We start from the raw sequence: 16,986 nt of genomic DNA on the forward strand, positions 1-16,986 counted from the left end.
GGGAACAAAAGGCAGGTCCCCGCAAAACGTCAAAACCGCGGCTCCCGAAACTCAACAGATGATGGGGGCTGAAAACATCAGATACAGGAGGAATTATGAGCGCATTTTCTTTTAACACCACTTATCAGCCAACAGGCGATCAGCAGAAAGACGCAATCGCACAAATCGGGATCATGCAGAATCGTGCTGTTCAGGCAAATCTTGCATATCAGAGCTGCCGGGATTCTGGTGCACTCTTTAAGGTGCTCCACCAGGTCAATAATGAGCTGCATGACTTACTGGATAGCCTGGAGAATCATACTCCTCTTGTCAGAAAAAACGCTGATGAGTTGATCGCGCTGTTACTGCTTTTCACTCGGCAGGTTGGTCAGTCCCGAACTGACCTGATTTGATGGTCCTTCCCCTCGGAATTGTTGTCTTTTTGTTAACGATAACCGAGGGGGATGATATTAAGCGAAAAAACTTTTATTAATTTTATGCCTTCATAAAGGAGTTACTGTTATGCGATTAGCTTCCCGTTTTGGTCGATATAATTCTATTCGCCGTGAGCGCCCGTTAACGGATGACGAATTAATGCAGTTTGTTCCATCTGTCTTTTCTGGTGATAAACATGAATCCCGGAGTGAGCGTTATACATATATCCCAACCATCAATATCATCAATAAGTTACGTGATGAAGGTTTCCAGCCGTTCTTTGCCTGTCAGAGTCGGGTTCGTGATTTAGGACGCCGCGAATACAGTAAACATATGTTACGTCTTCGCAGGGAAGGGCATATTAACGGGAAAGAAGTTCCTGAAATTATCCTGCTTAATTCACATGATGGTTCATCCAGTTATCAGATGATCCCAGGAATTTTTCGTTTTGTCTGCACAAATGGCCTGGTGTGTGGGAATAATTTTGGCGAAATCCGCGTTCCACATAAAGGTGATATTGTCGGGCAGGTTATTGAGGGAGCGTATGAAGTGCTCGGTGTCTTTGATAAAGTCACTGAAAATATGGAGGCAATGAAAGAGATACATCTTAACAGTGACGAACAACATTTATTTGGCAGAGCTGCATTGATGGCCAGGTACGAAGATGAAAATAAAACGCCAGTGACGCCAGAACAAATAATTACTCCCCGCCGTTGGGAGGATAAACAGAACGATCTCTGGACAACCTGGCAGCGGGTTCAGGAGAATATGATAAAAGGTGGATTATCGGGGCGAAGTGCCTCCGGTAAAAATACCAGAACAAGAGCCATTACAGGCATTGACGGTGATATCCGAATCAACAAAGCATTATGGATGATTGCCGGACAGTTCAGGGAGTGGAAGTCATGATAATATAAGTAAAGCCCCGAAAAATTTTTCGGGGCTTTACTTATATTATCATCCTGCGGCATTGCTGTGTCGTCTGATATGCCTCAATTTCATCAACTGGCTTTTCGGTAGTCTGTAAATATTGTGCCCGCGAAAAATGGTCTGGCAGGAGGCTGCGTAGTTACCAGATATATATAAGATGGGGTCCCGCTTTGCGGGGCTTCGGCCAGTCAGCATTATCACTCATATGATATTTTTGTGTGTGGCCTTCCATGCCGCTGTCGCGGCATAACCGGTATTTGACAATGTATACAATATTAATTGTTCTGCACACTGTTAATTTGGGAAAGTGATTTCTTCGTGGTCGGAACCCGGATGCCTTTACTGCTTTTTATCCCGGTATAAATCCGGTAAACCTCTGATGCGTAGGCAAGACGTCTCTGGTTCTGGCGTTCGGTCTTCCTGAATCCGGCATTGTATGCACCAACGGCCTCCCAGGAGACTCCCCATTTTTTAAAGGCTATTGCCAGATAATAAGCACCGGTATAAATGTTCATGCAGGGATCTGTTGTCAGATGTTCCGGCTTAATTCCATAGCGGGCCAGTTCGTTAAAATGCTGGGAATCTACCTGCATCAGTCCGCTGCCATATCCCGTTACCGGATTAATACCAATGGCATTAACCCGGTAACGGGATTCTTTCCATGATATCGCTCTCAGTAAATCCGGGTCTATTTTGTAATCCCGACCTGCAAGATCAAAGCAATCGGCGGCTTCGCAGATCCCATTTATAAACATCAGGCAGATTGCTAACATCCATTTTTTCATTTTTCCACCTCTGGTGACTTTATCCGTAAATAATTTAACCCACTCCACAAAAAGGCTCAACAGGTTGGTGGTTCTCACCACCAAAAGCACCACACACTACGCAAAAACAAGTTTTTGCTGATTTATCTTTAATATCATTGAGTTGTATTTGTGGATTTATATTGTTTAAATCTGATTTTTTTAAATCAGCGTCGTTAACGCAGCTACAGCAACGCGCCGACACCGCTTTGTAGGGGTGGTACTGACTATTTTTATAAAAAACATTATTTTATATTAGGGGTGCTGCTAGCGGCGCGGTGTGTTTTTTTATAGGATACCGTCAGGGGCGCTGCTAGCGGTGCGTCCCTGTTTGCACTATGAATTCTAGTGTTTCGAAATTAACTTTGTTTTATGTTTAAAAAAGGTAATATCTAATGGCTAAGGTGAATCTGTATATCAGCAATGATGCTTATGAAAAAATAAACGCGATTATTGAAAAACGTCGACAGGAGGGGGCGAGAGAAAAAGATGTCAGTTTTTCAGCAACGGCTTCAATGCTTCTTGAACTGGGTCTTCGTGTATATGAGGCTCAGATGGAGCGCAAAGAGTCTGCATTTAATCAGGCCGAGTTTAATAAACTACTTCTTGAATGCGTTGTAAAAACACAGTCATCAGTAGCGAAAATTTTGGGTATTGAGTCTCTCAGTCCTCATGTCTCAGGAAATCCAAAGTTTGAATATGCCAATATGGTTGAAGATATCAGAGAGAAGGTGTCGGCTGAGATGGAAAGGTTCTTTCCAAAAAATGATGATGAATAAAGGGAAATAAATTTTGACTTTGTTCAAATATCAGACTTTTTAATGGTTCAAACTGATGACAATAATCAGAATAATTAGTATATTAATTACGTGGTTAATGCCACGTTAAAATTTGAACTTGAAAATCGCCGATGCAGGGAGCTTGTCCCTCCCTGCATCGACTGTCCATAGAATCCTTTGAGGAGGTTCCTATGTGTGCGATGGATACTAGAGAAAGAGCACTCATACGTCAATCAGGCCTGCCGGAAATTATTTTATCCGCAAAATATCCAGTCTGTGTCCGCACAGAGTCAGGAAAATTCATAGACTCAAACTCTGTTTTTTTACACTTAATAAAGTGTCAGAATAGTGATTCTGAAATATGGTTTTCTGGTATTGATATTGATACGCAAATTTTATTTCATACTGCTGAAGTTGATGCTTTCTCGTCCTCGAATGGAGTGAGTATTATTAATGGTGTAATATTGAATGATGTATCATGGGATGTGGTGGTTGAAAGTACGGAAGTGAATAACTTGAATTTGTTTGTCTGGAGATTCTTTGAAAGATACGTAGTTAGTGGCTTTTTTATAAAGGGCAAGGAGTTTAGTTGTGAACCTGACAAATATCGCTTTAATAAGATAATACCGTATCTTTTGGGTTATAGTCATGAGTATTCTTCTCAGAGAATGGATATCTCTGTTGACCAATCTAAAAAAATATTTATGAATTTTAAAAAACACTATGGTTTCTCAGACAGGGATGAGTGGTTGCGATATGCTATAATCTCTGATGTGTTATTTTATCTATATCAATACTTCGCTAGTAATATTAACAGCCTTCACTGTAAAGAAATGTAAGCATTCCCGGCACTAAAAGTGCCGGTTTTTGTTAACGTAATTTACTATTTTGTTGTTTATTTTTGTGTGCGTCTTATGTGAATATTTTGACTAAATCTCTTTTATTTATGGGAGGGAGGGTGATTAAAGGAGCTTTAAGATCTGCGCCAAGTAGAAAAGTTTTACTTACCCTTGATGAGGAAACGAATAAATTATTACTTGGAGCCAGAGAGCGTAGTGGAAGAACGAAAACAAACGAAGCATTGGTGAGGTTGCAGGATCATTTGCAACGTTATCCAGATTTTTATAATGAAGAAATATTCAGGGAGGTGATCGAAGAGAACGAGTCAACATTTAAAGAACTTTAGTTTTCATCTGTCAATATTAATCAGAGGAATCATATGAATACTGTTTTAAGTGTTCAGGGTGCTTCTGCGCCCGTTGAAAATAAATCGTTTTTTTCTAAATTCACTCGTCTGAATATGCTTCGCCTGGTTCGTGCAGTGATCCCGGTTGCTGTTCTGATGATGTTGTTCCCTGAGTTAGCTATGGCTGCTGGTAAAGGCACGGACCTGATGGCTAAAGGTCAGGAAACGGTTAAGGCGACCTTCGGTAAGGACTCCAGTATCGTTAAATGGGTTGTTCTGGCTGAAGTTCTGGTCGGTGCAGTCATGTACATGATGACCAAAAACGTCAAGTTCCTGGTCGGCTTTGCCATACTCTCTGTATTTATTGCAGTAGGTATGTCTGTTGCCGGATTCTGACAGGAAATAAAACGATGTCGGGAGACGAGAATAAACTTAAGAAATATCGTTTCCCGGAAACACTGACCAACCAGAGCCGCTGGTTTGGCCTGCCACTGGATGAACTGATCCCCGCAGCAATCTGTATTGGCTGGGGTATCATAACATCGAAATATCTGTTCGGTATTGGTGCAGCGGTTCTGGTTTATTTCGGGATTAAAAAACTGAAAAAAGGGCGGGGCAGTTCCTGGTTACGTGACCTGATTTACTGGTATATGCCAACAGCCCTGCTGCGCGGTATTTTTCATAATGTTCCCGATTCGTGTTTCCGGCAGTGGATTAAATAGAACTGATACCAGGATTGTTATATGGAACACGGTGCCCGTTTAAGTACCAGTCGTGTAATGGCCATCGCCTTTATATTTATGTCAGTGCTTATTGTTCTCAGCCTCTCTGTTAACCTCATTCAGGGGGTGAATAACTACCGTCTTCAGAATGAGCAACGCACTGCCGTGACCCCAATGGGATTTAATGTGCCCTTTGCCGTGTCACAGAACAGTGCCGATGCCTCTTATTTGCAGCAGATGGCGCTGTCATTTATTGCCCTCCGTCTGAATGTCTCACCGGAAATCGTCGATGCTTCACATCAGGCGCTTCTGCAATATATCCGCCCGGGTGCACAGAACCAGATGAAAGTTATTCTGGCTGAAGAAGCGAAACTCATTAAAAAAGATAACGTGAATTCTGCTTTTTTCCAGACCAGTGTCCGTGTCTGGCCTCAGTATGGTCGTGTGGAAATCCGTGGAATTCGGAAAACATGGATTGGTAACTCCGAACCTTTTACTGATATCAAACATTACATCCTTATTCTGAAGCGGGAAAACGGGGTGACCTGGCTGGATAATTTCGGGGAAACAGACGATGAGAAAAAATAATACGGCAATAATATTCGGCGGCCTGTTTTTTTCCTGCAGCGTGATGGCCGCAAACGGTACGCTGGCCCCCACTGTGGTGCCAATGGTGAACGGTGGTCAGGCCAGTATTGCCATCAGCAATACCAGCCCGAATCTGTTTACCGTTCCCGGTGACCGGATTATCGCCGTGAACAGTCTGGATGGTGCCCTGACCAATAATGAGCAGACCGCCTCCGGCGGTGTGGTGGTGGCCACCGTCAACAAAAAGCCCTTTACGTTCATTCTGGAAACAGAGCGTGGTCTGAACCTTTCCATTCAGGCTGTTCCCCGTGAAGGCGCGGGGCGTACCATTCAGCTGGTCAGTGACCTGCGCGGAACCGGAGAAGAAGCCGGAGCGTGGGAAACGTCCACGCCTTACGAATCCCTGCTTGTGACCATCAGCCAGGCTGTCCGTGGCGGAAAATTACCTGCAGGCTGGTATCAGGTTCCTGTGACAAAGGAAACCCTGCAGGCCCCGGCGGGGCTGTCTTCAGTGGCAGATGCCGTATGGACGGGGAATCACCTGAAGATGGTCCGCTTTGCCGTGGAAAATAAAACGCTGTCTGCCCTGAATATCCGGGAAAGTGATTTCTGGCAGCCGGGAACCCGTGCCGTGATGTTCAGCCAGCCTGCCAGCCAGTTACTGGCAGGTGCGCGCATGGATGTGTAGGCACTGTTGCAAATAGTCGGTGGTGATAAACTTATCATCCCCTTTTGCTGATGGAGCTGCACATGAACCCATTCAAAGGCCGGCATTTTCAGCGTGACATCATTCTGTGGGCCGTACGCTGGTACTGCAAATACGGCATCAGTTACCGTGAGCTGCAGGAGATGCTGGCTGAACGCGGAGTGAATGTCGATCACTCCACGATTTACCGCTGGGTTCAGCGTTATGCGCCTGAAATGGAAAAACGGCTGCGCTGGTTCTGGCGGCGTGGCTTTGATCCGAGCTGGCGCCTGGATGAAACCTACGTGAAGGTCAATGGCCGCTGGGCGTATCTGTACCGGGCCGTCGACAGCCGGGGCCGCACTGTCGATTTTTATCTCTCCTCCCGTCGTAACAGCAAAGCTGCATACCGGTTTCTGGGTAAAATCCTCAACAACGTGAAGAAGTGGCAGATCCCACGATTCATCAACACGGATAAAGCGCCCGCCTATGGTCGCGCGCTTGCTCTGCTCAAACGCGAAGGCCGGTGCCCGTCTGACGTTGAACACCGACAGATTAAGTACCGGAACAACGTGATTGAATGCGATCATGGCAAACTGAAACGGATAATCAACGCCACGCTGGGATTTAAATCCATGAAGACGGCTTACGCCACCATCAAAGGTATTGAGGTGATGCGTGCACTACGCAAAGGCCAGGCCTCAGCATTTTATTATGGTGATCCCCTGGGCGAAATGCGCCTGGTAAGCAGAGTTTTTGAAATGTAAGGCCTTTGAATAAGACAAAAGGCTGCCTCATCGCTAACTTTGCAACAGTGCCCGTTCGTTCAGTATTGTTGCAGCAGTAGAGCTGGATGATGCCAGCCATTTACGACCGGAACGCCGGCGCCGGGATATTCTTCTGGAAGAGGTTCTGAGGCAGGCTGGTATTCCGTTGCTCAGAAGCCACGATGCCAGAAAACTGCTGCAGATGACCGGAGAATGGCTGAATACAACAGGGGCTGATCAGCAGTCCCCGGAACATCGTAGCTGACGCCTTCGCGTTGCTCAGTTGTCCAACCCCGGAAACGGGAAAAAGCAAGTTTTCCCCGCTCCCGGCGTTTCTGTAATAAAAAGCGGGAAATGGTGGTCACAGAGTAAATTCCGGAACCACCTGTACCCAAACTTTATATAATAATGGTGAATATATGAAATATGATGATGTATCAGAATTGATGATTAAGCGTGAACACAATATTCTTATTGTTGGGAACTCTGCCTCCCACATTGATAAGTTTTTTAAGGGGTATTCTATACCAGGTTCTAAATATTATGATTTCACTCAGATTAACAGTGATTCAGATGTAGAGAGAAATGAGGATGCTGTCTCCTTTATCAGGGATGCAATGAATAGTGAAGAGCAGACAATCATTTTTAATTGTGCTGGGTGGCCTGATTTAGGTGGTGGATCAGCAGTATCACAGTTTGCAATGATGGTCAGAAAATTTGGTAAACAACTTATTGTCGCTGTAAGTGAAAAGGATGCCATCAAATTAAAAGACAACTTTGATATTATTGGGATGTTGTCATATGGTAAAGAAAATTTTATTGCCATGAGTCATACGAAAAACGAGTTAACTGGAGGAAAACGTCGGTACCGGATTAAAAATGGATGTAAATAAAAAGCATACTTATTGGCTGGAGTGACGCCTTCGTGCTTCTGTAGTAAAAAGCGGGCAATGCAGGTAATAGTCAGCAACAGGGAATGTGGTATTATCGCGGCGGGTGTCTGAGCCTTTCTGGTTCAGGCAAGACGCAGGTACCAGAAATGCAAAGACCCCACTTGTTAATCCATTAACTCGTGAGGTCTGCATGAAGTACATTGCACTACTGATTGTAGCCTCTTCCTTGCAGAGAGGTCAAAGTTTATGACGAAGTATGCCCTTATCGGGTTGCTCGCCGTGTGCGCCACGGTGTTGTGTTTTTCACTGATATTCAGGGAACGGTTATGTGAGCTGAATATTCACAGGGGAAATACAGTGGTGCAGGTAACTCTGGCCTACGAAGCACGGAAGTAAACTGCCGGGCGGGGACGGAAGTCCCCGCTTTCCGGAAGTGTGAGGTATTTCAGGGGCAGACACCCGACATGCCAGAAACAGCCGGTCCCGCCCGGGGCCGGCTCCCGGGTTAAGGCATTTCCTGTTTTTTCAGCCATTTCGCAACAAAAATCACATTAAACAACAGTAATCCCCGTTGATTTGTGCGCCAACACAGATCTTCGTCACAATTCTCAAGTCGCTGATTTCAAAAAACTGTAGTATCCTCTGCGAAACGATCCCTGTTTGAGTATTGAGGAGGCGAGATGTCGCAGACAGAAAATGCAGTGACTTCCTCATCAGGTACAAAGCGAGCATACAGAAAAGGTAATCCTCTGACGCTTGCAGAACGTCAGCAGGCATCCCTGGCAAGAAAACGAGCTACACATAAAGAACTCAGAGTGTTCATTCCTGCTGCGTTAAAAGCGCAATTGCAGGTGATGTGTGAAGCTGAGGGCGTTACCCAGGCTGAGATGATTGCCGAACTGATAAAGCAGAAGAGTGCTTTTAGCTAACTAAAATGTAGCGACATCACATTCTTGCCTGTTTCTGGTGTGCGTGATAGATTGCTGATCGTTTAAGGAATTTTGTGGCTGGCCACGCCGTAAGGTGGCAGGGAACTGGTTCTGATGTGGATTTACAGGAGCCAGAAAAGTGAAAACCCCGATAATCTTCGACAAGTTTGGCGACTGAGAAGATTACCGGGGCCATCTAAAAACCGTATAGCCAACAATTCAGCTATGCGGGGAGTATAGTTATATGCCCGGAAAAGTTCAAGACTTCTTTCTGTGCTCACTCCTTCTGCGCATTGTAAGTGCAGGATGGTGTGACTGATCTTCAACAAACGTATTACCGCCAGGTAAAGAACCCGAATCCGGTGTTTACACCCCGTAAAGGTGCCGGAACGCTGAAGTTCTGCGAAAAACTGATGGAAAAGGCGGTGGGCTTCACTTCCCGTTTTGATTTCGCCATTCATGTGGCGCATGCCCGTTCGCGTGGTCTGCGTCGACGCATGCCACCGGTGCTGCGTCGACGGGCTATTGATGCGCTCCTGCAGGGGCTGTGTTTCCACTATGACCCGCTGGCCAACCGCGTCCAGTGCTCCATCACCACGCTGGCCATTGAGTGCGGACTGGCGACGGAGTCTGCTGCCGGAAAACTCTCCATCACCCGTGCCACCCGGGCCCTGACGTTCCTGTCAGAGCTGGGACTGATTACCTACCAGACGGAATATGACCCGCTTATCGGGTGCTACATTCCGACCGATATCACGTTCACATCTGCACTGTTTGCTGCCCTCGATGTATCAGAGGAGGCAGCGGCCGCCGCGCGCCGCAGCCGTGTGGTATGGGAAAACAAACAACGCAAAAAGCAGGGGCTGGATACCCTGGGCATGGATGAACTGATAGCGAAAGCCTGGCGTTTTGTTCGTGAGCGTTTTCGCAGTTATCAGACAGAGCTTAAGTCCCGGGGAATAAAGCGTGCCCGTGCGCGTCGTGATGCGGACAGGGAACGTCAGGATATTGTCACCCTGGTGAAACGGCAGCTGACGCGCGAAATCGCGGAAGGGCGCTTCACTGCCAATCGTGAGGCGGTAAAACGCGAAGTTGAGCGTCGTGTGAAGGAGCGCATGATTCTGTCACGTAACCGTAATTACAGCCGGCTGGCCACAGCTTCCCCCTGAAAGTGACCTCCTCTGAATAATCCGGCCCGCGCTGGAGGCATTCGCACGCCTGAAGCCCGTCGATGCACAAAAAAACAGCACCACATACAAAAAACAACCTCATCATCCAGCTTCTGGTGCATCCGGCCCCCCCTGTTTTCGATACAAAACACGCCTCACAGACGGGGAATTTTGCTTATCCACATTAAACTGCAAGGGACTTCCCCATAAGGTTACAACCGTTCATGTCATAAAGCGCCAGCCGCCAGTCTTACAGGGTGCAATGTATCTTTTAAACACCTGTTTATATCTCCTTTAAACTACTTAATTACATTCATTTAAAAAGAAAACCTATTCACTGCCTGTCCTGTGGACAGACAGATATGCACCTCCCACCGCAAGCGGCGGGCCCCGACCGGAGCCATTTTAGTTACAACACTCAAATACAAGCACCGGGAAAACCCCAGTCCAGCGCAGAACTGAAACCACAAAGCCCCTCCTCATAACTGAAAAGCGGCCCCGCCCCGGCCCGAAGGGCCGGAACAGAGTCGCTTTTAATTATGAATGTTGTAACTACATCATCATCGCTGTCAGTCTTCTGGCTGGAAGTTCTCAGTACACGCTCGTAAGCGGCCCTGACGGCCCGCTAACGCGGAGATACGCCCCGACTTCGGGTAAACCCTCGTCGGGACCACTCCGACCGCGCACAGAAGCTCTATCATGGCTGAAAACGGGTATGGCTTAGCAGGACTGGGGATGGGTAAGGTGAAATCTATCAATCAGTACCGGCTTACGCCGGGCTTCGGCGGTTTTACTCCTGTGCCATATGCAACAACGGAGTGCCGCCTTCCATGCCGCTGGCGCGGCATATCCTGGTGACGATATCTGAATCGTTATATACTGTGTATATACGTAGTAATGACGAGGTGATAAATGGCACAGGTTAATATGAGTTTAAGAATCGACGCTGAACTGAAGGATGCTTTTATGGCCGCTGCAAAAAGCATGGACCGTAATGGCTCTCAGTTAATTCGGGATTTTATGCGCCAGACCGTTGAACGGCAGCATAATACTTGGTTCCGTGACCAGGTTGCGGCAGGACGTCAGCAACTCGAACGCGGCGATGTGCTTCCCCATGATATGGTCGAATCCTCCGCTACTGCATGGCGGGATGAAATAAGCAGGAAGGTCGCCGGTAAATGATGGAGATATTCTGGACCATACTGGCCAGCCAGGACAGGAAGCGCATTCGTGAGTATATTGCGGAGCAGAACCTGATGGCTGCCATTGAACTGGACGAACGGATTGGTTATTCAGCCAGCAGCCTGGCCGGGCAGCCGTATAAAGGCCGCAACGGTCGTGTGGAAGGTACCCGGGAACTGGTTATTCACCCGCATTTTGTTCTGGTTTATGAGGTCGACAGCCAGTGGGGAAAAGTGTATATCCTGCGAGTATTGCATACTGCACAGAAGTGGCCATAGAGGGGCTGTCCGGATATAAAAACGTCTGACGGAGATGCAAGAACCATGAATAATGATGAGCTGGTCACCAGACGTGCGCAGGCGATTGCCGAAGACAGGTGTTTCTCGAAAGGACGTCTGCGCGATGAATTCAGAATGAAGCCAGCCCCCGGTGCTGAGCCGGTTAAGTGGTATAAAAATACTTATGGTGGCAGGTTCGCTGTATACCGAATTGCAGACTGTGTTCCGATGCGTGAGAAACGCCCTCTGACGAGTAAACAACAGCTGGCTGGCCAGCGGCTTTCCGTTTTATCCCGGCTAAACAGCACCAGTGGCCGGATGGCACGGCAGGCATATGACTGGCTGAGTCTGGCACCACTCTTTCTGGATACTGAAACGACAGGACTGGATAATACCGCGGAAGCCCTGGAAATCGGCCTGACCGATGCGGCCGGTCAGGTGGTATTTGAAACCAGGCTGAAGCCCACGGTCGCCATCGGGGCGCAGGCCGCCGCCGTGCATGGTATCAGTGAGCAGGCTCTTTGCGGCGCACCATCATGGACAGATATGGCGCGGCAACTGCGGCATGCAATCGGAGATCGACCAGTAATTATCTTTAATGCCCGGTTCGACATCCGCATTCTGAAACAGACTGCGGCCGCACATAGCGATCCGGCTGACTGGCTGGAAGAAATGACGGTATATTGTGCGATGGAGCTGGCTGCAGGATATTATGGGGCCACCAACCGCTATGGCACGATTTCACTGGCCAGTGCTGCCAGCCAGGCCGGACTGACCTGGGAAGGGCTGGCACACTCAGCGATCGTCGACGCACGGATGGCGGCAGGGGTGGTAAACGCTATTGCTGCATATCATCTGGAACTGCTGCAGGAACAGGCACGGCTGAAAATCTGACCGCCTGGCCTGTATACCGCAATCATTTACGTTATCCAGACGTAAATCCGCCGCTTGTTACTGTCAGCATGTTAATGCTAATGTATGCGTACATTAGCATTAATGAGGGATGATATGTGAGAAATAAAACCAGGGAGGCCATGCGGCTTTTTTTAGGCGGCAGGTGCTACACGGCTGAAAAACTTGAAAAGGATTATCTGGCTGAAGTGGCTAATTACAGTAACGACCGCTGGGAAGCACCGCAACGTGCCGCACGCCTGGCTGCCAGCGTAAAGCGTTACAAGACATCAGAAATGCTGCGCTTTATTTTTGCTACCATTGCCTATGATCCCGATCCAGATTTAACCCCGCTGACTGTGAGACGTTTGTGCAAGGCATTGTTCGGCAGAACCGGAAGCCAGTGGCTGGTTGTTGAAGTTTTTGGGGAGAAGGGGCGTCAGCACCGCAGCGCGGACAGCAATCCGGAGATGGTGGAAAAAATGGCTGCCAGATATCGTCATGCCGCCGAACTACACTGGTCCGCAACGCTGGCAGAAATTGAACGGGTAAAGCGGCTTTATCAGACGAAAATTAAGAAATCCAAAAAAGAAGTGGGTTGACTGCCATTGTTATTCTTTTCCTTCATCATTAATGCTGGGATTCGACGTTGTCGTAGCCGATTTCCATCACGGTGCTCATGATTGGCGTCCACTTGTACATCGGGCGAATACCGACGGTCCACCACTTGGTGCCGTTGTCGTTATCCCAGTTGATATCCTGGTACATACCCACGTACATCATGTCCCAGTTGTCGCCCATGGAGATCGCTCCGTGGTCGAGGATACGCAGCATGTGACCGTTGTTGTTGATATTGTAGGCAAATTTTTCGTTATCAAACGCGACGCCAGAACCCTGCGACAGACCTTTACCCTGCGAGGTCATCGAGTCAGTAGCGTACTGAACAACAAACTTGTTAAAGCCCTTCAGGACACTCTGAGTATGTTCAGCAGTGAACAACCAGCCGTCTTTCGATGCGCCATCAACCAGACGATAGTTATCACGCAGGTTGGCACGACCGTAGTCGACACCCAGTTCTAATGTGCCGCCCGGATTGATTTCCATCTGCGCTAAACGCACATCGAAAACGTCGTTCGCGGTTTCGTTGGTATAGTCATAAATATTGTTGCTGGCGAAAGAGGAAGAACCACCTGCTTCAGAGGAGCGGGTTGCTGCCAGAGAGAGTTTACCGAAGCCAACATCGATGTTTTCCAGACCGGCACCAGGACCAGAAATATCCCAGTAGTAGAAGTCGATCATATGAACGTCATGACGTTGGTAGAAGCGCTTACCTGCCCAGATGGTGGAGCCTGGCAGCCATTCGATCAGGTTTTTACCCTGCACGTTTGCTTCACGGAAGGCCGGATCGGTAGCTTCCCAGTCATTCTGTTGTGCGACGGAATAGGCCACGTTAGTGTCGAAATAGAAGCTCTTATCGCCCTCTTTCCACACTTCCTGACCCAATTTTAATTCAGCATAAGTTTCACATTCGTTGCCAAGACGGTATTTACTTTGAGCACCGGTAGTCTGGAAACACTGTTGTTCACCGCCGCTACCTGTCCAGCCAATACCGGAACGTGCATAGCCGTGGAAATCAACAGCCATTGCCTGAGCAGACATTACGCCCGCTGCGACGGCAACCGCCAGAGGAAGTTTGCGCAGAGTAATCTTGACTTTCCACTCGCCTTCACCGAAGACCTTCAGCCCGGTGGAATCAATTACCAGGTGTGCGATTTCACCCCGGGTGGGCGTTTTGAAACTGATATTAACCGACTTTGCCCGCCTGCTGACACAGCTGTAATCCGGGCAGCGTAGCGGAACGTTCATCAGAGAAAAAATGGAATCAATAAAGCCCTGCGCAGCGCGCAGGGTCAGCCTGAATACGCGTTTAATGACCAGCACAGTCGTGATGGCAAGGTCAGAATAGCGCTGAGGTCTGCCTCGTGAAGAAGGTGTTGCTGACTCATACCAGGCCTGAATAGCTTCATCATCCAGCCAGAAAGTTATGGAGCCACGGTTGATGAGGGCTTTATTGTAGGTGGGCCAGTTGGTGATTTTGAACTTTTGCTTTGCCACGGAACGGTCTGCGTTGTCGGGAAGATACGTGATCTGATCCTTCAACTCAGCAAAAGTTCGATTTATTCAACAAAACCAGTTACAGCCCTTCGGCGATGATTCTCGCCGCTGAAGCCAGCACATCGCGGCGGCTCTCTGCGTTCTGTTGCGGCTGGGTAAAATAGGTCACCAGAACCAGCGGCGCACGACCCTGCGGCCAGATCACCGCAATATCATTGGTGGTGCCGTAGTCGCCGCTGCCGGTCTTATCACCCACAGTCCACGACGTCGGTAAGCCGGCCCGAATGCTGGCTGCGCCGGTCGTATTGCCTTTGAGCCACGTCACCAACTGCGCCCGCTGGGTTTCGCCCAGCGCATGACCCAGCGTAAGCTGACGCAACGTCTGCGCCATCGCCCGCGGCGTGGTGGTGTCTCTCGGGTCGCCGGGAATGGCGGTATTCAGCGTAGGTTCAGTGCGATCCAGACGAAACGTCTCATCGCCGATCGCGCGGGCAAAAGCCGTCACGCCTCCCGGGCCACCGAGCTGGGCAATCAATTTGTTCATGGCGGTATTGTCGCTGTACTGCAACGCGGCCGCGCTCAGTTCTGCCAGCGTCATTGTGCCGTTGACGTGTTTTTCGGCAATCGGATTGTAGTTAACCAGATCGGCAGGCTTGATCTCGACAGGCTGATTAAGCAGCTGCTTTTGCGTTTCACTCTGCTTAAGCACCGCCGCGGCCGCCATAACTTTACTGGTACTGCACATTGGAAAGCGTTCATCACCGCGATAAAGCACCTGCGTATTATCTGCGGTATCGATGAGCGCGACGCCCAGCCGCCCTCCGCTGCTTTTCTCCAGCGCCGCCAGCTTTTGCTGCACCGCACTCGTCTGCGCATAAAGCGGCGCGCTGCCCAGCAGCAGCGGAATGCACGCCGCCGCCGCGAACATCATCCGTTGCACTCTCTTTGTCACCATCTCAAACTCCCAATACGGTCAATCCGTGTTACATCAGTATTCCCTAAATTCCACGTGTGTTTTTTATTAGCTTCAAAAATCACTATTTCACGAAGAATTTAGACTGCTTCTCACACATTGTAACATTATTTACAACCACCTTTCAATCATTTTTGATAAATCATTGATTTCATCTTTGCTGCAATGATACTTAATAAACTCTGCAAGTTATCCACAGAGCAACACTCAATTTTATTGATGATATTCTTATTATACCAGACATTTTTCATACACTCCCTTGTACGGATAGTTTTCCGACAACTTCATGATTACATATCTTGCGGTTTTGATTATTTTTGCTGCAAGAAATACATACTTCAAACGAAAGGTCTTTATTTGCTGTCTGTATTCTGAAGAGTCCAAGGAATCAAACTTGAACAACAAAAATAGGTTATATGAAAGCATCATCATTTGAAACACGGCTTCATTCGCCCAAAATGACTTTAGCAAGAGATGACCCACCGCCATGTCGTATTTGGCTTCTTTGATATAGTTTTCAGCATTACCACGCTTTTCATAGTATATAACTACTTTTTCAGAAAGCAAGGTAGTATTTGTTACAAAGAAAAAGTAGTCGTATTCGGAACCTTCTAAAAGTGATAATTGTGCTCTTTCTTTTTCTGGTTTCAGTACGCGAGATACGACAAATCTTCTGTCTTTTTCCCATTTAACTAATTTTGTATACAGTTCTGTAGTTTCTCTACCTTCTTCTCCTTTAACGAATACAATTGATGAATTCGTTGCTTGTGAGGTGAGTGTAGAATAACTTTTGGCTTTAATTAAATATTTGCATCCAAGAGATTCTATCGTTTCGATAATTTTTTCATCAAAGTAGCCACTATCCATTCGAAATAAAATTTCTAAATCGTCTGATTTGATGTTAGCAACAATTTCTTTGATCATTTCCGCAGCACCGTTTGCAGTGTAAGTATTGCCACTTCTTACAAATCCGGTAACATATGCTTTTAATTCGTCGCAAAATGCAAATTGGATATTGTAGCATCGGTTTCCCAGTTTCTTAGGATTATATCCTTTTGACGCACCTTCTTGATGACCTTCTACGTTAATTACACTACTATCAATATCAATCGTAATGGATGTCAATTTACTTTTAGTGAGCAGTTTTTTAAAGACTTTAAAATTAATGTCTCTAAACATTTGGGTTGTCTTGAAGTTGAAGTTTCCTAGAAACCGTGACACTGTTTCAGGTTCTTTTACGGAAATATCAAACTCGTTGACGAGGGGATCATTTTGAAGTAGCTTTAGACGTTCTAACTTATCAATGCCAATGAAGTGACCGCAGAGCATGGTCTTTATATGATTCATCTTGATTTTATTTGTTGAGTCATTATCAAATACGAGGTCATTTTCAATAAAATCAAAAATCCCATTGCTTTTTGCATTCTCAAGGAGCAGAAAAAGACCTGCATTTGATGTTAGATTCTTAGCTTTGAAATCAATTTTATTAATCATAATTAGAACCCCTTTTTACTACTTTTCTTACTATTATTTTACCATATATCGAGTCATAAAAGCTGATAATTTAACATATTTTTGAGCACTTTTCTTTCACCCAATGGGTGAAAGCTGAATTTCGAAGGAATGCATATTTATCAAGGCTTTGATTATGCTTTTTGAAGTACTGACGTAGAATCTAGGTA

At 47.1% G+C, this 16,986-nt stretch carries 23 protein-coding genes and 4 pseudogenes; 22 read left to right on the plus strand and 5 right to left on the minus strand.

All coding sequences use genetic code 11. The features are described from left to right. The 3 genes and pseudogenes from OGY09_RS01555 to OGY09_RS01565 all read left to right on the plus strand — a co-directional run. Positions 1-72, plus strand: a pseudogene (locus OGY09_RS01555) (single-stranded DNA-binding protein); the annotation flags it as partial. A gap of 23 nt (positions 73-95) precedes the next feature. Next, complete coding sequence (locus OGY09_RS01560) at positions 96-392, plus strand: hypothetical protein (protein WP_001272251.1); 297 nt, start codon at positions 96-98, stop codon at positions 390-392. 109 nt (positions 393-501) lie between these two features. Further along, a complete protein-coding gene (locus OGY09_RS01565; RefSeq protein ID WP_015057105.1) occupies positions 502-1,323 on the plus strand; it encodes a DUF932 domain-containing protein in 822 nt (273 codons plus the stop codon). Between the two features lie 296 nt (positions 1,324-1,619). On the opposite strand, the gene OGY09_RS01570 is transcribed toward OGY09_RS01565, so the two are convergent. Beyond that, positions 1,620-2,129, minus strand: coding sequence for a transglycosylase SLT domain-containing protein (locus tag OGY09_RS01570; protein ID WP_473217234.1), 510 nt, complete (start codon positions 2,127-2,129; stop codon positions 1,620-1,622). 413 nt (positions 2,130-2,542) lie between these two features. On the opposite strand from OGY09_RS01570, the gene traM reads away from it, so the two are divergent. From traM to OGY09_RS01630, 12 genes and pseudogenes are all read left to right on the plus strand, one after another. Beyond that, on the plus strand, positions 2,543-2,926 hold the full coding sequence (traM, locus tag OGY09_RS01575) for a conjugal transfer relaxosome DNA-binding protein TraM (protein ID WP_001151529.1): 384 nt from the start codon (positions 2,543-2,545) through the stop codon (positions 2,924-2,926). A 191-nt stretch (positions 2,927-3,117) separates the two neighbouring features. Continuing rightward, complete coding sequence (locus OGY09_RS01580) at positions 3,118-3,765, plus strand: transcriptional regulator TraJ family protein (protein WP_000332523.1); 648 nt, start codon at positions 3,118-3,120, stop codon at positions 3,763-3,765. 119 nt (positions 3,766-3,884) lie between these two features. Further along, complete coding sequence (gene traY, locus OGY09_RS01585; protein ID WP_000589556.1) at positions 3,885-4,112, plus strand: conjugal transfer relaxosome protein TraY; 228 nt, start codon at positions 3,885-3,887, stop codon at positions 4,110-4,112. 33 nt (positions 4,113-4,145) lie between these two features. Further along, entirely contained in the window at positions 4,146-4,508 is a 363-nt protein-coding gene (traA, locus tag OGY09_RS01590; protein WP_012881131.1) for a type IV conjugative transfer system pilin TraA, read from the plus strand. A 14-nt stretch (positions 4,509-4,522) separates the two neighbouring features. Further along, the gene (traL, locus tag OGY09_RS01595; protein ID WP_000012100.1) at positions 4,523-4,834 is read left to right on the plus strand and encodes a type IV conjugative transfer system protein TraL; all 312 of its coding nucleotides are present in this window, start codon (positions 4,523-4,525) and stop codon (positions 4,832-4,834) included. Positions 4,835-4,855: 21 nt separating this feature from the next. Continuing rightward, a complete protein-coding gene (traE, locus tag OGY09_RS01600; protein ID WP_000399780.1) occupies positions 4,856-5,422 on the plus strand; it encodes a type IV conjugative transfer system protein TraE in 567 nt (188 codons plus the stop codon). Further along, positions 5,409-6,110 (plus strand): type-F conjugative transfer system secretin TraK, encoded by a 702-nt coding sequence (gene traK / locus OGY09_RS01605; protein WP_134314764.1) that lies wholly within the window; start codon positions 5,409-5,411, stop codon positions 6,108-6,110. The genes traE and traK overlap by 14 nt, the downstream gene beginning before the upstream one ends. Positions 6,111-6,172: 62 nt before the next feature. Next, entirely contained in the window at positions 6,173-6,874 is a 702-nt protein-coding gene (locus OGY09_RS01610; protein ID WP_286589846.1) for an IS6 family transposase, read from the plus strand. Positions 6,875-6,926: 52 nt separating this feature from the next. After that, positions 6,927-7,139, plus strand: a pseudogene (locus OGY09_RS01615) (DUF2726 domain-containing protein); the annotation flags it as partial. Positions 7,140-7,293: 154 nt separating this feature from the next. After that, on the plus strand, positions 7,294-7,767 hold the full coding sequence (locus OGY09_RS01620) for a hypothetical protein (protein ID WP_016240489.1): 474 nt from the start codon (positions 7,294-7,296) through the stop codon (positions 7,765-7,767). A 246-nt stretch (positions 7,768-8,013) separates the two neighbouring features. Continuing rightward, positions 8,014-8,163 (plus strand): Hok/Gef family protein, encoded by a 150-nt coding sequence (locus OGY09_RS01625; RefSeq protein WP_001312851.1) that lies wholly within the window; start codon positions 8,014-8,016, stop codon positions 8,161-8,163. Positions 8,164-8,447: 284 nt separating this feature from the next. Next, positions 8,448-8,696 carry a replication regulatory protein RepA gene (locus OGY09_RS01630; RefSeq protein WP_000083839.1) on the plus strand — a complete coding sequence of 83 codons (249 nt, stop codon included), beginning with the start codon at positions 8,448-8,450 and terminating at the stop codon, positions 8,694-8,696. Between the two features lie 16 nt (positions 8,697-8,712). Here OGY09_RS01630 and OGY09_RS25350 read toward each other — a convergent pair. Beyond that, positions 8,713-8,923: pseudogene (locus OGY09_RS25350) on the minus strand (replication protein RepA). Positions 8,924-8,940: 17 nt separating this feature from the next. Between OGY09_RS25350 and tap the strand changes: the two are divergent. The 7 genes and pseudogenes from tap (at position 8,941) to OGY09_RS01660 (ending at position 12,818) form a co-directional block, all read left to right on the plus strand. Beyond that, complete coding sequence (gene tap, locus OGY09_RS01635) at positions 8,941-9,015, plus strand: RepA leader peptide Tap (protein ID WP_001365705.1); 75 nt, start codon at positions 8,941-8,943, stop codon at positions 9,013-9,015. After that, positions 9,008-9,865: an incFII family plasmid replication initiator RepA gene (gene repA, locus OGY09_RS01640; RefSeq protein ID WP_016240488.1), complete on the plus strand. Its 858-nt coding sequence runs from the start codon at positions 9,008-9,010 to the stop codon at positions 9,863-9,865. Before tap ends, repA begins: the two co-directional genes overlap by 8 nt. Before the next feature lie 362 nt (positions 9,866-10,227). Then, positions 10,228-10,523: pseudogene (locus OGY09_RS25355) on the plus strand (replication-associated protein RepA4); the annotation flags it as partial. A gap of 254 nt (positions 10,524-10,777) precedes the next feature. Further along, positions 10,778-11,047, plus strand: coding sequence for a type II toxin-antitoxin system antitoxin YacA (gene yacA / locus OGY09_RS01645; RefSeq protein WP_012881119.1), 270 nt, complete (start codon positions 10,778-10,780; stop codon positions 11,045-11,047). Further along, positions 11,047-11,325 (plus strand): type II toxin-antitoxin system toxin YacB, encoded by a 279-nt coding sequence (gene yacB, locus OGY09_RS01650; protein ID WP_244449344.1) that lies wholly within the window; start codon positions 11,047-11,049, stop codon positions 11,323-11,325. Before yacA ends, yacB begins: the two co-directional genes overlap by 1 nt. A 45-nt stretch (positions 11,326-11,370) precedes the next feature. Beyond that, complete coding sequence (locus OGY09_RS01655) at positions 11,371-12,219, plus strand: 3'-5' exonuclease (protein WP_012881117.1); 849 nt, start codon at positions 11,371-11,373, stop codon at positions 12,217-12,219. A gap of 116 nt (positions 12,220-12,335) precedes the next feature. Continuing rightward, positions 12,336-12,818 carry a hypothetical protein gene (locus OGY09_RS01660; protein WP_001311056.1) on the plus strand — a complete coding sequence of 161 codons (483 nt, stop codon included), beginning with the start codon at positions 12,336-12,338 and terminating at the stop codon, positions 12,816-12,818. A gap of 28 nt (positions 12,819-12,846) precedes the next feature. Here the strand turns inward: OGY09_RS01660 and OGY09_RS01665 are convergent, their stop codons facing one another. The 3 genes from OGY09_RS01665 to OGY09_RS01680 all read right to left on the minus strand — a co-directional run bounded on the left by OGY09_RS01665 (position 12,847) and on the right by OGY09_RS01680 (position 16,798). Beyond that, on the minus strand, positions 12,847-14,331 hold the full coding sequence (locus OGY09_RS01665; protein ID WP_016240487.1) for an IS5 family transposase: 1,485 nt from the start codon (positions 14,329-14,331) through the stop codon (positions 12,847-12,849). Between the two features lie 79 nt (positions 14,332-14,410). Then, positions 14,411-15,286 (minus strand): extended-spectrum class A beta-lactamase CTX-M-14, encoded by an 876-nt coding sequence (locus OGY09_RS01675; protein ID WP_001617865.1) that lies wholly within the window; start codon positions 15,284-15,286, stop codon positions 14,411-14,413. Between the two features lie 249 nt (positions 15,287-15,535). After that, on the minus strand, positions 15,536-16,798 hold the full coding sequence (locus tag OGY09_RS01680) for an IS1380-like element ISEcp1 family transposase (protein WP_000608644.1): 1,263 nt from the start codon (positions 16,796-16,798) through the stop codon (positions 15,536-15,538). Between the last annotated feature and the right edge of the window lie 188 nt (positions 16,799-16,986).

Source organism: Citrobacter sp. Cpo071 (genome assembly GCF_030332765.1).
Classification (GTDB): Bacteria; Pseudomonadota; Gammaproteobacteria; order Enterobacterales; family Enterobacteriaceae; genus Citrobacter; species Citrobacter portucalensis.

Coding starts and splice junctions, on each gene's coding strand:
- OGY09_RS01560 (WP_001272251.1), top strand. CDS start 96: ATGAGCGCATTTTCTTTTAACACCACTTATCAGCCAACAGGCGATCAG.
- OGY09_RS01565 (WP_015057105.1), top strand. CDS start 502: ATGCGATTAGCTTCCCGTTTTGGTCGATATAATTCTATTCGCCGTGAG.
- OGY09_RS01570 (WP_473217234.1), bottom strand. CDS start 2,129: ATGAAAAAATGGATGTTAGCAATCTGCCTGATGTTTATAAATGGGATC.
- traM (WP_001151529.1), top strand. CDS start 2,543: ATGGCTAAGGTGAATCTGTATATCAGCAATGATGCTTATGAAAAAATA.
- OGY09_RS01580 (WP_000332523.1), top strand. CDS start 3,118: ATGTGTGCGATGGATACTAGAGAAAGAGCACTCATACGTCAATCAGGC.
- traA (WP_012881131.1), top strand. CDS start 4,146: ATGAATACTGTTTTAAGTGTTCAGGGTGCTTCTGCGCCCGTTGAAAAT.
- traL (WP_000012100.1), top strand. CDS start 4,523: ATGTCGGGAGACGAGAATAAACTTAAGAAATATCGTTTCCCGGAAACA.
- traE (WP_000399780.1), top strand. CDS start 4,856: ATGGAACACGGTGCCCGTTTAAGTACCAGTCGTGTAATGGCCATCGCC.
- traK (WP_134314764.1), top strand. CDS start 5,409: ATGAGAAAAAATAATACGGCAATAATATTCGGCGGCCTGTTTTTTTCC.
- OGY09_RS01610 (WP_286589846.1), top strand. CDS start 6,173: ATGAACCCATTCAAAGGCCGGCATTTTCAGCGTGACATCATTCTGTGG.
- OGY09_RS01620 (WP_016240489.1), top strand. CDS start 7,294: ATGAAATATGATGATGTATCAGAATTGATGATTAAGCGTGAACACAAT.
- OGY09_RS01625 (WP_001312851.1), top strand. CDS start 8,014: ATGACGAAGTATGCCCTTATCGGGTTGCTCGCCGTGTGCGCCACGGTG.
- OGY09_RS01630 (WP_000083839.1), top strand. CDS start 8,448: ATGTCGCAGACAGAAAATGCAGTGACTTCCTCATCAGGTACAAAGCGA.
- yacA (WP_012881119.1), top strand. CDS start 10,778: ATGGCACAGGTTAATATGAGTTTAAGAATCGACGCTGAACTGAAGGAT.
- yacB (WP_244449344.1), top strand. CDS start 11,047: ATGGAGATATTCTGGACCATACTGGCCAGCCAGGACAGGAAGCGCATT.
- OGY09_RS01655 (WP_012881117.1), top strand. CDS start 11,371: ATGAATAATGATGAGCTGGTCACCAGACGTGCGCAGGCGATTGCCGAA.
- OGY09_RS01675 (WP_001617865.1), bottom strand. CDS start 15,286: ATGGTGACAAAGAGAGTGCAACGGATGATGTTCGCGGCGGCGGCGTGC.
- OGY09_RS01680 (WP_000608644.1), bottom strand. CDS start 16,798: ATGATTAATAAAATTGATTTCAAAGCTAAGAATCTAACATCAAATGCA.